General features: G+C 72.6%; 10 protein-coding genes, 1 tRNA gene and 1 other RNA gene. All 12 read left to right on the top strand.

Annotation, left to right across the window (positions count from 1 at the left end):
• The first annotated feature begins 3 nt into the window (after window positions 1-3).
• The 12 genes from ftsX (at window position 4) to QRT03_RS14710 (ending at window position 12,632) form a co-directional block, all read left to right on the top strand.
• Window positions 4-900: a permease-like cell division protein FtsX gene (gene ftsX / locus QRT03_RS14765; protein ID WP_286053650.1), complete on the top strand. Its 897-nt coding sequence runs from the start codon at window positions 4-6 to the stop codon at window positions 898-900.
• 14 nt (window positions 901-914) lie between these two features.
• Window positions 915-1,457, top strand: a complete 543-nt coding sequence (gene smpB / locus QRT03_RS14760; protein ID WP_286053649.1) for an SsrA-binding protein SmpB — start codon at window positions 915-917, stop codon at window positions 1,455-1,457.
• Window positions 1,454-2,389 (top strand): amidohydrolase family protein, encoded by a 936-nt coding sequence (locus tag QRT03_RS14755; protein ID WP_286053647.1) that lies wholly within the window; start codon window positions 1,454-1,456, stop codon window positions 2,387-2,389. The genes smpB and QRT03_RS14755 overlap by 4 nt, the downstream gene beginning before the upstream one ends.
• A gap of 57 nt (window positions 2,390-2,446) precedes the next feature.
• Window positions 2,447-2,824, top strand: a transfer-messenger RNA (tmRNA) gene (gene ssrA / locus QRT03_RS14750).
• Window positions 2,825-3,149: 325 nt separating this feature from the next.
• Window positions 3,150-4,754 carry a protein kinase family protein gene (locus QRT03_RS14745; RefSeq protein WP_286053645.1) on the top strand — a complete coding sequence of 535 codons (1,605 nt, stop codon included), beginning with the start codon at window positions 3,150-3,152 and terminating at the stop codon, window positions 4,752-4,754.
• A 179-nt stretch (window positions 4,755-4,933) separates the two neighbouring features.
• Window positions 4,934-6,145, top strand: coding sequence for an MFS transporter (locus QRT03_RS14740; protein ID WP_286053644.1), 1,212 nt, complete (start codon window positions 4,934-4,936; stop codon window positions 6,143-6,145).
• A gap of 7 nt (window positions 6,146-6,152) precedes the next feature.
• Complete coding sequence (locus QRT03_RS14735; protein ID WP_286053643.1) at window positions 6,153-7,712, top strand: cryptochrome/photolyase family protein; 1,560 nt, start codon at window positions 6,153-6,155, stop codon at window positions 7,710-7,712.
• 24 nt (window positions 7,713-7,736) lie between these two features.
• Complete coding sequence (locus tag QRT03_RS14730; RefSeq protein WP_286053642.1) at window positions 7,737-8,477, top strand: DsbA family protein; 741 nt, start codon at window positions 7,737-7,739, stop codon at window positions 8,475-8,477.
• A 55-nt stretch (window positions 8,478-8,532) separates the two neighbouring features.
• Window positions 8,533-8,605, top strand: a tRNA-Ala gene (locus tag QRT03_RS14725).
• A 217-nt stretch (window positions 8,606-8,822) separates the two neighbouring features.
• Entirely contained in the window at window positions 8,823-10,580 is a 1,758-nt protein-coding gene (gene ctaD, locus QRT03_RS14720) for an aa3-type cytochrome oxidase subunit I (RefSeq protein WP_286053641.1), read from the top strand.
• Between the two features lie 62 nt (window positions 10,581-10,642).
• Complete coding sequence (serB, locus tag QRT03_RS14715; protein WP_286054371.1) at window positions 10,643-11,860, top strand: phosphoserine phosphatase SerB; 1,218 nt, start codon at window positions 10,643-10,645, stop codon at window positions 11,858-11,860.
• 19 nt (window positions 11,861-11,879) lie between these two features.
• Window positions 11,880-12,632, top strand: coding sequence for a peptidyl-tRNA hydrolase (locus QRT03_RS14710; protein WP_425604855.1), 753 nt, complete (start codon window positions 11,880-11,882; stop codon window positions 12,630-12,632).

Raw genomic sequence — 12,632 nt, 5'->3', positions numbered from 1 at the left:
GGCATGGCCTTCGTCTGGCGGGAGGCGCTCGCCGGGCTGCGGCGCAACGTCACGATGAGCGTGGCGATGATGCTGACGACGGCGATCTCGCTCGGGATGCTCGGTGCCGGCCTGCTCGCGGTGCGCACCATCGACCGCACCCAGGACCTCTACTACTCCCAGCTCGCCGTCCAGGTCGCCCTCGACGAGCCGACCAGCGCCGGCGACCCGGACTGTTCGAGCCCGGTGTGCACCGGGCTGCGCACGCAGCTGCAGGGCGACCCGCTCGTGGCCGGCGTGACCTACGAGTCCCGCGACCAGGCCTTCCAGCGGTTCCTGCGCATCTACGCCGGCCAGTCGATCCTGCAGCTGGTCCGCCCGCAGTCGCTGCCCGCGACACTGCGCGTGACGCTGAAGGACCCGACCCGTGGCGACGCGCTCGTGGCGGCCTACACCGACCGACCCGGCGTCCGGAACGTCGTCGACCAGCGCCGCCTCGTCGAGGACCTCTTCACCTTCCTCGGCAGCGTCCGCAACGCCGCCTTCGGGCTCGCCTCGGTGCAGGCGCTCGCGGCGCTGCTGCTGATCTCGAACACGATCCAGGTCTCGGCGTTCACGCGGCGCACGGAGGTCGGGATCATGCGCCTCGTGGGTGCCACCCGCTGGTACACGCAGGTGCCGTTCCTCATCGAGGCGGTGATCACCGGCGTGGTCGGGGCCGTCCTCGCGACGGTGGGCCTGGTGCTCGGCAAGCTCTTCTTCATCGACCGGCTGCTCGCCGGGCGGTTGATCTCCAACGCGATCCCCGCCGTCGGAATGAGCGACGTGCTCCTGTTCGTTGCACCCTTGTTGCTCGTGATCGGCGCGGCCATCGCGACGGCGACCGGGTATGTCACCCTGCGCCTGTACGTGCGTAACTGAGGAGGAGGACCCTCGTGGCCAAGACGGCCGTCCCCACGGACTCGGGCCGCTCGAAGGAGAAGGCGTCGAAGAAGGCGTCGTCGAACCGGCCCGAGGAGCGGCGCAAGGTCGTCGCCACCAACCGCAAGGCGAAGTACGACTACCAGGTCCTCGACGTGTACGAGGCCGGCATCGCGCTGCAGGGCACCGAGGTGAAGAGCCTGCGGGCCGGGCGCGTCTCGCTCGCCGACGCGTTCGCCACCGTCACCGACGGCGAGGTCTGGCTGCGCGGCCTGCACATCCAGGAGTACGACTTCGGGTCCTGGACCAACCACGAACCACGCCGGCACCGCAAGCTGCTGCTCCACCGGGCGGAGATCGAGCGGCTCATCGGGAAGACCCGCGAGGGCGGCATGACGCTCGTCCCGCTGTCGGTGTACTTCTCCGGCGGCCTGTGCAAGATCGAGCTGGCCCTGGTGAAGGGCAAGGCGGCGCACGACAAGCGGCAGGCCATGGCCGAGCGGGACGCGAAGCGCGAGGCGGAGCGGATCGTCGGGCGCCGGATCAAGGGGTGGTGACCCCGGCCCTCGAGGTCCCGCTGACCTCGGACGAGGACGTCGCGCCCTGGGTCCGGTCGCTGCGCCTGGGTCCCGACAGCCGGTCGGGGCTGGTCGACGTGCACGTGCACTTCCTGCCCGACCGGATGCTGCAGAAGGTCTGGGCCTACTTCGACGACGCCGTCTCGAACTACGGCTACGACTGGCCGATCCACTACCGCGCGCCGGAGCCCGAGCGGCTCGCGACCCTGCGGTCGTTCGGCGTCGAGGCCTTCGCCCCGCTGGTCTACCCGCACAAGCCCGACATGGCGGCCTGGCTGACCGGGTGGGCGCTCGACTGGGCGGCCGAGGTCCCGGAGGCGGTCCCGACCGCGACGCTGTTCCCGGAGGAGTCGGTGACGACCTACCTCTCCGACGCGGTCGACCGCGGCGTCCGGCTGGTGAAGGCGCACGTCCAGGTCGGCGGCTACGACCCGCGCGACCCGCTGCTCGACCCGGCATGGGGAATGCTCGCCGAGGCCGGGATCCCGGTGATCGCGCACTGCGGGGACGGGCCGATCCCCGGCCGGCACACCGGGATCGAGATCATCGGCGAGGTGATGGACCGGCACCCGCGTCTGCCGCTGGTACTCGCCCACGCGGGCCTGCCGGACTACGACGCGGCCCTGCGGCTCGTCGAGCGGCACCCCGCGGTGCGCCTGGACACGACGATGGTCGGGACGCCGTTCACCGAGGGGTTCGCCCCGCTGCCCGCCGACTGGTCGGCGCGGCTCGTCGACCTGGCGGGGGCGGGCCGGGTGGTGCTCGGCACCGACTTCCCCAACATCCCCTACGGCTACTGGCGCCAGCTCGAGGCGATCCGGGGCTGGGCCGCCGCCGACGACCGGCTGGGCGAGCCCTTCCTGCGGTCGGTGTTGTACGACGCACCGGCGGCGTTGGTGCGCCACGGATGATCGTGGGCCGGGCGGACGTTATGATGGGCAGTCCTGCCGGGAACCTCGGTGGGAGAAGGGGGTGACTGGTTTCGACTCCGGACGGTTGATCAGGGGAAGCGTGCCGAGGAAGGCGACGATGATCTCGATAACCACCCGTCGCAAAAAAATAAGCGCCGAGAACAGTACTCAGCGCGACCTCCAGCTCGCTGCCTAAGTAGCGGGTTGAGGTCTGTCGGCCCGGGTTCGTTCCCGACCCGGTCGCCGGCATCAGCCAGGGGACTCCACCATCGGGCCCGGTCACGGGGCCCGGTGGGACACCAGACAGTGACTGGGGTCGTCACGCCGGCGTGTCTGCACGATCGGCGGACCCGAGTAGAGACGACGCAGACTGCGCACGGAGAAGTCCTGACAGGTGTTCGGAGGACCCGGGTTCGATTCCCGGCACCTCCACCCCCATGACGAAGGCCGGGGAGCAACCGCTCCCCGGCCTTCGTCGTATCCGCGTGGGACGTCCGCACGGCCTCCGCGTGACGGCACACGGACGAGATCCTCGTCGCGTCGAGCAGTTCGCCGAACGGTGTCGACCATCATCCGGTCGGGACGCTACGGTCACCCGGCCGAGGTATCTGGTTGGCACCAGTGCTGCACGCCGTGAGGCAGGGGGAGCGTCGTGACCGCCGACGAAACGGTCGAGACGACCGAGTCGACCCGAGACGGTGACGGCAGGCCCGAGCCCGACACGGAGAGTCCCCGCGTCGACACCGACGGTGCCGGGACCGTGGAGGCCCCCACGGACGTCCTCGTCACCGGCGCGGCCGACGCCGCGGTCCGCGGGGTGGACGAGATTCTCGGCCGCGAGGTCCGGCTGGTCACGCTGCCCCCGGCGTCCGGCGACGCGCTGTCCGACCGCATCGAGCAGGTCCGCCACCTCGCCCGCCTGCACCACCCCCACCTGCTCGAGGTCTACGACGTCGACGGCCTCGCCCCGGACACCGAGAGCACGCTGGTGCTCGAGAGCGTCGCCGGCGAACCGTTGCCGCTGGTGCTGCGCGACGGACCCGTGCCCGCGGCCGACCTCGCGCGCATGGGCGCCCAGTTGGCCTCCGCCCTCGCCCACGCGCACGCGCACCACGTCGAGCACGGCGCGATCGGGCCGGCCAGCATCCTGGTCGACCGGTCCGGCCCCGAGGCGTGGCTCGTCGGCCTGACGGCCTCGCTCTCCGGCCCCCTGCCGGTGGTGGGCGGGACCGACGACGCCGCCGCGCGGCGCGCCGCGGACGTCCGCGCGCTCGCCCGCACCCTCGCCGAGGTGGCCGGTCCCGGGGCGGACCCCGACTCCGACGACGTGGTGACGGTGCCGACCAGCCGGTCGGCCCCGGACGACGCGGATCCCCTGACCGGCCCGCTGCTCGCCCTGCTCGCCGCCGCCGACGGGCCGCTCCCGCCCTCCGCGACGGCTCTCTCCGAGCGGCTCAACCGGCTCGGACGGGACGACACCCCGGTGACCGACGACGCCGCGGCGGCCCGGCTGGTGCCGGTCGTGGCCTCCTGGTCGGAGAGCCCGTCGGTCCCGGGTGACACCGGCCCCACGGCCTGGTCGTCGTCCGTCGCGGTCGGTCCGGCCGTGCACGCCCGTGGGGCGCAGGGCGTCACCCCCTTCGCGGTGGTCCCCGGTCCCCGCGCCCGCCGCGCGGGTGTCCTCGCCGCCGCGACCGCCACCCTGGCGCTGGCCTCGGGGCTCGTCATCTGGGCGGGGGAGTCGCACGTCGTCCGCCAGGAGCCGCAGGCCGAGGTGGCCGCCTCCCCGGCCTCCGGGCCACGGGGGTTCCCGCCGTTCCTGCCCATCGCGCCCGTCGTCCCGGCCTTCGCCGACGAGGGCTCGTCCGGCTCCGACGACCCGGGCGACGCGGACGACTCCGGCGGGCGGACGGCGGCCGTGCGGTCGTCGCCCACCCCGGAGAGCACCGGGCCCACCTCGACGACGCCGGAGGAGACGACGGCGTCGTCCACGACCCCGCCGCGTGACACCACGCCGCCGGTGGTGCCGCCGGTGACGCCGCCGACCGGGCCCACCGGTCCGACCGGTCCGACGGGGACGCCGCCGACCACGACGACGAGGCCGTCGACGACGCCCCCGTCGACCACGACCGCTCCGCCGACGACCGCGCCGACGACCGTGCCGCCCACCACGACGGTGCCGCCGACGACACCGCCCCCGACCACCACGGGCGGCACCACGGCGCCCACGACCACGGGCGGGACGGGCACCACGACGCCGTCGGGCACGGTCACCCCGCCCGGTGGCACCACGCCGCCGGTGACGACCACGACGACGACCACGCCGATCGCCGGCCCGATGCTCGCCTTCGCCCTGGGGCTCTGAGCCCTCGCGGGTCGCCCGCCGCGCCGAGTGCGACGTGGCGCAGGTCCGCGCGCCGGGGCACCTGCGTGGTGTCCACCTCGCGCGCGTCGGAGCCCGTGACGCGGCGGCGGCGGGACCCGGCGTAGCGTCGATCTCCGCGGAGCGAGAGGCGGGCCGACGGCTCGCGGAGGAGGACGTGGATGTCCCTCGCGGCCGAGCGCCGTGCAGCCCTGCCCTGGGAGGTCTGGGCGCTGCTGGCCGGCAGCTTCCTCGTCGCCGCGGGCTACGGGATCGTCGCGCCGGCGCTGCCGGTGTTCGCGCAGACCTTCGGGGTCGGCGTCACCGCAGCGGCCGCCGTCGTCAGCGCCCTGCCGGTCCTGCGGCTGCTGTTCGCGCCCGTGTCGGGGCGGCTGGTCGCGCGGGTCGGCGAGCGCCCCATGTACCTCGCCGGCCTCCTGGTGGTCGCCGTGTCGACCGGCGCCTGCGCCCTGGCGACGAGCTACGTGCAGCTGCTGGTCTTCCGGGGGCTCGGCGGGATCGGCTCGACGATGTTCTCGGTCTCGGCGTTCTCCCTGATCTTCCGGCTCGCCCCGGAGGGCCGCCGCGGGCAGCTCAGCGGGCTCTTCACCGGAGCGTTCCTGCTCGGCGGGATCTGCGGGCCGGCCCTCGGCGGCGGACTGGTGGCGGTCGACGTCCGCGCGCCGTTCGTGGTCTACGCGCTCGCGCTGGTGCTGGCCACGGCCGTCGTCGGGACCCTGCTGGCGCGGTCCAGCGCCGTCGGCCGCCGTCGTGACGACCCCGACGTGCCGCCCCTGACGCTCGTCGGCGCCCTGCGGTCCCCCGTCTACCGGGCGGCACTGGCCTCGGGCCTCGCGACCGGCTGGGCGGTGCAGGGCGTGCGGGTCGCGCTGGTGCCCCTGTTCGTCGCGGTCGCGCTGGGTCGGGAGCCGCTGTGGGCGGGCATCGCGCTGACGGTGTTCGCGGTCGGGGACGGCGTGATGCTGCTCGCCACGAGCGGGTTGTCGGACCGGCGGGGCCGGCGGCCGGTGGTCGTCACGGGGCTGGCCATGGTGGCCGTCGGGACCGCGTGCCTCGGGCTGTTCCCCAGCCTGGGGGTGCTCCTGGTGGCCTCGCTCGTCGCGGGCGCCGGCGCGGGACTGCTCCAGCCCGCGCAGGGGGCGGCGGTGGCGGACCTGGTCGGGTCGGGGCGGTCCGGCGGGCCCGCGCTCTCGGGGTTCCAGATGGCCTCGGACGTGGGCGCGATCGTCGGTCCGATCGCGGCAGGGGCGCTGGCCGAGGGCCTCGGCTTCGGTGCGGCGTTCGGGGTGTCCGGCGGGGTCGCGGCGCTCGCCCTGCTCGTCTGGCTGCTCCTCGGTTCGCGGGCGGAGGGGCCGGGCACCCGCCGGACGTGAGCGCCACATGAGCATCGGGCCGAAGAGCGTGCCGAGCGGGGTCCGGGAGACCTACGGCGGCGAGATCGACGCCGCGCTGGACGGGGTCGATCCGGAGGCGCCGCTGTGGGTCTTCGGTGACCAGCTCGGCCCCGCCGTGCACGGCCTGCCCCAGCACGCGGACCGCGAGGTCGTGCTGGTCGAGTCGTCCGCGGTGCTGCGTCGCCGCCGCTACCACCGGCAGAAGCTCCACCTGCTGCTGTCCGGCATGCGGCACCTGGACGACCAGCTCGGCGACCGCTCGACCCACCACCGCACGACCACCTACCGCGAGGCGTTGGAGAAGGTGGGCCGACCCGTCGTCGTGCACGAGCCGACGTCGTGGGCCGCCAAGGACTTCGTGGACGGGCTGCGCGAGGAGGGACTCGTCGCGGCGGTCCTCCCCACGACGACGTTCGCGCGGCCGAAGACGGAGTTCGCGGCGTGGGCGGGTGAGGACCGCTCGTTCACGATGGAGAACTTCTACCGCAACCAGCGGAAGCGGTTCGACGTGCTGATGGAGGGCGAGTCGCCGGTCGGGGGGAAGTGGAACCTCGACCACGACAACCGCGAGGAGCCGCCGAAGCGCGAGACGCTCGGGGTGAAGGACCCGTGGTGGCCCACCGAGGACGACATCGACGACCGGGTCCGCCGTGACCTCGACGCGCTGGACCTGCCGACCGTCGGGGAGGACGGCCCGCGGCGGTTCGCGGTGACCCCGGACGAGGCCCGCCGCGCCCTGAAGCGGTTCGTGGACCACCGGCTGGACCCGTTCGGGCCGTACGAGGACGCGGTGCTGGCCAAGGACCCGACGATGGCGCACTCGCTGCTGTCCGTGCCGCTCAACCTCGGCGTCCTGCACCCGTTCGACGCCGTGCACGCCGCCGAGGAGGCCTACCACGACGGGACGGCCCGGCTGAACTCCGTGGAGGGTTTCGTCCGGCAGATCCTGGGGTGGCGCGAGTACATCTGGCACCTGTTCTGGCACTTCGGGCGGGACTACCACCGCTCCAACGAGCTCGACGCGAAGCGCCCGCTGCCGGACTTCTGGACCGAGCTCGACGGGGACGCCGTCACCGCGGCCTGCCTGGGCCACACGATGAACGAGCTCCGCGATCGAGGCTGGGTGCACCACATCCCGCGCCTGATGATCCTCGGCAACCACGCGCTGCAGCGCGGGTACCGGCCCGACCAGCTCACCGAGTGGTTCACGACGTCGTTCGTGGACGGCTTCGCGTGGGTGATGCCGACCAACGTCGTCGGGATGAGCCAGCACGCCGACGGCGGGCGGCTCGCGACGAAGCCCTACGCCTCCGGCGGGGCCTACCTCAACCGCATGACCGACCACTGCGGGCGGTGCGCCTTCGACCCGAAGGTGCGGGTGGGGGAGAAGGCGTGCCCCTTCACCGCGGGCTACTGGGACTTCGTGCACCGCCACCAGAACCTGCTGCGGGGCAACCAGCGCACCGCGCGGGCCGTGGCGACCATGGACCGGCTCAAGGATCTGGACGCGCTCCTGGAGCAGGAGAAGGGCCGTACGGAGTTCTGATCGGGGCTGGCTACGGTTGTGTCCATGGCCAAGCAGCGCGCACGGGGTCGCGGTTCCGCCCCGACGGTCGGGCGGTCGAGGACCCCGACGATCATCGCCGTCGTCACCCTGGTGGTGCTGATCGGGGTGATCGCGGTCGCGGTCATCTCGGCGCAGTCCAACAAGAACGCCTCGTTGCCGGTCAACCAACCGGTCACACCGGTGAACGCGACCTACCAGACGCGTGTCGACGGCGGCGCGATCGTCGCGGGCAACGGCCCGACGACGATCGACGTCTACGAGGACGCCCTCTGCCCGGCCTGCAAGCAGTTCGAGTCCGTCTACGGCGACCGGTTCGTCGAGGCGCTGAACGCGAACCGGGTGACCGTGCGCTACCACATGGTCAACCTGCTCGAGCAGAACTCGAACCCGCCCGGCTACTCCACGCTCGGCGGCAACGCGCTGATGTGCGCCGCGGCGAACGGCGGGTTCCCGACGCTGCACAAGACGCTCTACGAGCGCCAGCCCGAGGAGGGCGGGGCCGGCTACACCGTGGACGACCTCGTGACGCTGGGGCAGAGCGCGGGCGTCGGACCCGGCTACGAGGCCTGTGTGCGGGGGAACACCTACGGTGCCGCTGTCGCGCAGAACTACCAGCAGGCGTCGAGTGACCCGGCGCTGCAGCAGACCTCGGGCGGCAGCACCGGCTTCGGCACCCCGACCATCACGGTGGACGGCCGCCTGGTCCAGGCCAACGACCCGGCGCTCAGCACGGCCCTGGGGTAGCGCCCACCCCCGCCGTCGGGAGCCGTTCACCCGCCGTGTAACGTTCCGTCGCGTTGGGGCTGTGGCGCAGCTGGTAGCGCATCACACTGGCAGTGTGAGGGTCAGGGGTTCGAGTCCCCTCAGCTCCACCCGCGGATCGAGAGGCCCGCCGACCACCCGGTCGGCGGGCCTTCGTCGTTCCCGGACCGGGTGCCCGGACGGTCCTCCCGACTGTCGTACGACAGGGCGTCGTGGATACGCTCTCCCGGTGAGCCGCGAGGCTCACCGGCGGTTACGATCGCCGGGTCACGCAGTACGGCACACCCGTGCCGTTGATCAGGAGGCACCCGTGGGCAGGAGGCATCCGTGACGGCCGTCGCACCGAAGCCGATCGCGACCACGCCGTACCCGGCGCGGGAGACGAAGCGCGGCTCGTTCATCGGTCGGATGCTGAAGACGACGGATCCCAAGGACATCGGGATCCTGTACATGGTCACGTCTTTCGCGTTCTTCCTCATCGGCGGGCTGATGGCGCTGCTCATGCGCGCCGAGCTCGCCCAGCCGGGCCTGCAGATCCTGTCGGTCGAGCAGTACAACCAGCTGTTCACCATGCACGGCACGATCATGCTGCTGCTGTACGCGACGCCGATCCTCTTCGGCTTCGCGAACTACATCGTGCCGCTGCAGATCGGCGCGCCGGACGTGGCGTTCCCGCGGCTGAACTCCTTCTCGTACTGGCTGTTCCTCTTCGGCGGGACGATGGTCGTCTCCGGGTTCTTCACCCCCGGCGGCGCCGCCAGCTTCGGCTGGTTCGCCTACTCGCCGCTGTCGGACTCGCTCTACACCCCGGGCTACGGCGCCGACCTGTGGATCGTCGGCCTCGCCGTCTCCGGTCTGGGCACCATCCTCGGTGGCGTCAACTTCGTGACGACGATCGTCTGCATGCGCGCCCCGGGCATGACCATGTTCCGGATGCCGATCTTCACCTGGAACATCCTGGTGACGGTCGTGCTCGTGCTGCTGGCCTTCCCGATCCTGACGGCGGCCCTGTTCGGCCTGCTGGCCGACCGGCATCTCGGGGCGCACATCTTCGACCCGGCCAACGGCGGGGTCATCCTCTGGCAGCACCTGTTCTGGTTCTTCGGGCACCCCGAGGTTTACATCGTCGCGCTGCCCTTCTTCGGCATCGTCTCGGAGATCTTCCCGGTCTTTAGCCGCAAGCCGATCTTTGGCTACAAGACGCTGATCTACGCGACGCTGTCGATCGCGGCCCTCTCGGTCGCCGTGTGGGCGCACCACATGTACGCCACGGGCGCGGTGCTGCTGCCCTTCTTCTCCTTCACCACGTTCCTCATCGCCGTGCCGACCGGCATCAAGTTCTTCAACTGGATCGGCACGATGTGGAAGGGGCAGCTGACGTTCGAGACGCCGATGCTGTTCTCGGTCGGCTTCCTCGTGACGTTCCTCTTCGGCGGGCTGACCGGCGTCCTGCTGGCCGCCCCGCCGCTGGACTTCCACGTCTCGGACTCGTACTTCGTGGTCGCGCACTTCCACTACGTGCTCTTCGGCACGATCGTGTTCGCGACCTACGCCGGCATCTACTTCTGGTTCCCGAAGATGACCGGCCGGATGATGAACGAGCGTCTGGGCAAGTTCCACTTCTGGGCCACGTTCGTCGGCTTCCACACCACGTTCCTGGTGCAGCACTGGGTGGGCAACGAGGGCATGCCGCGTCGCTACGCGGACTACCTGCCCTCGGACGGGTTCACCACGCTGAACACGATCTCGACGGTCGGGGCGTTCGTCCTCGGCGCCTCGACGCTGCCGTTCATCTGGAACGTCTTCGCGAGCTACCGCTACGGGCGCCCGGTCGACGTGGACGACCCGTGGGGCCACGGCAACTCGCTGGAGTGGGCCACCTCGTGCCCGCCGCCGCGGCACAACTTCACCGAGCTGCCCCGCATCCGGTCCGAGCGGCCGGCGTTCGAGCTGCACTACCCGCACCTCACCGAGCGCATCCGGCTCGAGGCGCACATCGGTGGCGGGCACTCGAGCATCGGTGAGGCCGCCACGGGCAAGGTCGGTCAGGAGCACCTCCCCGGCAGCGACCCCCGGAACAAGTGAGCCGCTCGTCGGGGGACGAGCACGTGGCCGCCGGGCCGGACACAGGTCCGGCCCCGGCGGTCCTGCCGCGGACCACGCTGGTGGTCACGGTCACCGGCCCGGACTTCCCGGGTGTCTCGGCGACGCTGTTCACCGTGCTCGCCGAGCACGGCGCGGAGATGCTCGACGTCCAGCAGGCGACGATCAACGGGCACCTGTCGCTGTCCGCGCTCGTCGGGGTGACGGGGAGCCCCACGCGTCTCGCCGCCAGCCTCGACGTCGCGATCCCCGCCCTGGGGCTCGCGGTCACCGTCGAGACCGGCGGGGACGCGTCGTCCGTGCACCCGTACTCGACGCACGTCGTCTCGGTCCTGGGGCGTCCGATCACGGCCGCGCACTTCGCCGAGGTCGCCCGCACGCTAGCGGCGCTGCGGGTGAACATCGACCGTGTCCGCCGGGTGGCCGACTACCCGGTCACCGGACTGGAGCTGCGGATCTCGGTGCCCGGGGTCTCGCCGCCCTCGGACACCGCGCTGCGCCAGGCCCTGGTCGGGGCGTCGCAGCGCGCCGGGGTGGACGTCGCGGTCCAGCGGGTCGGGATCGCCCAGCGCGCGAAGCGGCTCATCGTCTTCGACGTCGACTCCACCCTGGTGCAGGGCGAGGTCATCGAGATGCTCGCCGCGCACGCCGGGCGGGAGGCCGAGGTCCGCGAGGTCACCGAGGCCGCGATGCGCGGCGAGATCGACTTCACCGAGTCGCTGCACCGCCGGGTGGCCACCCTGAAGGGCCTCCCGGCCTCGTGCCTGCACGACGTGGCGATGGCGCTCGAGCTGACCCCGGGTGCGCGCACGACGGTGCGCACCCTCAAGCGCCTGGGCTATCGCTGCGGCGTGGTCTCCGGTGGGTTCACGCAGGTCATCGACTACCTGGTGGAGGACCTCGGCCTCGACCACGCGGCGGCGAACGAACTGGAGATCGTCGACGGGCACCTGACCGGCAAGGTCCTCGGCGAGGTCGTCGACCGGGCCGGCAAGGCGCGGTCGCTGCTCGAGTTCGCGGCGCGCTACGACGTGCCCGTCGAGCAGACCGTGGCGGTCGGCGACGGCGCCAACGACCTGGACATGCTGGCGGCCGCCGGGTTGGGCATCGCGTTCAACGCCAAGCCGGTCGTGGCCGCCGCGGCCGACACGGCGCTGTCGACCCCGTTCCTCGACGCGGTCCTCTTCGTGCTGGGCGTGACCCGGGACGAGATCGAGGTGGCCGACGCCGCCGAGGGTCTCCTGCGCCGTGTCCCCCTCTGAGCCGGGCGAGCGGCAGAGCCTGGCCGCCCTCGAGCCGCTGGCGGCGCGCGTGTGTCCGTGGGCGACGGATCGTGCAGCGCCCGAGGTCGACGAGGACCCCGACGGGCCGGTGCGCGCGATGCCGGTGATCCTGCGCATCGAGCGCCAGGAGCCGCCCACCCCGACCGCGCTGCTCGAAGCCGCCGCCGCGGCGGCCCTGGCGCTGTGCACCGACGAGCGATCCGCGCCGGGCGGGGAGTGGTACGACGCCGTGGCGGCGTGGTGCGGGGCGGGACGCATCCGCAAGCTGGCCCGTCGGGCCCGGACCGCGCACTGGCGGGCGGTGCAGGACGTGCCCGGCGTGACGGTCTCCGAGCTGGTGCGCGCGCTCGTGCCGGGCCCCGTGGACGAGGTCCCGCACGAGGTGCGGCGCCTGCAGATCGGCGGGACGGACCTTCCCGACGATGCCCCTGCACGGGTGGACGACGGGCGTCCGGTGATCTGGCTGAACCCGCGCGTGGAGCAGTCGACCGGCAAGGCGGCCGCCCAGGTCGGGCACGCGAGCATGATCCTGGCGACGGTGGTCGCGTGGACCGGCTCGGACCCGGCCGACGTGGCCGCACCCGCCGTCCGGACCGCCTCCGAGGCCGACTGGGACACCTGGTGCGCCGCGCTCGACGACCCGGAGAAGGCCTGGGCGCGGTACGGCGTCGCCCCGGTGCGTGACGCCGGTTTCACCGAGGTGGCGCCGGGCACGGTCACCTGCATCGGGCAGGTCGCTGCGGGAGGGTGA

The organism is Actinomycetospora termitidis (assembly GCF_030286555.1).
Taxonomy (GTDB): domain Bacteria; phylum Actinomycetota; class Actinomycetes; order Mycobacteriales; family Pseudonocardiaceae; genus Actinomycetospora; species Actinomycetospora termitidis.
This window is presented reverse-complemented; position numbering and strand designations above follow the sequence as displayed.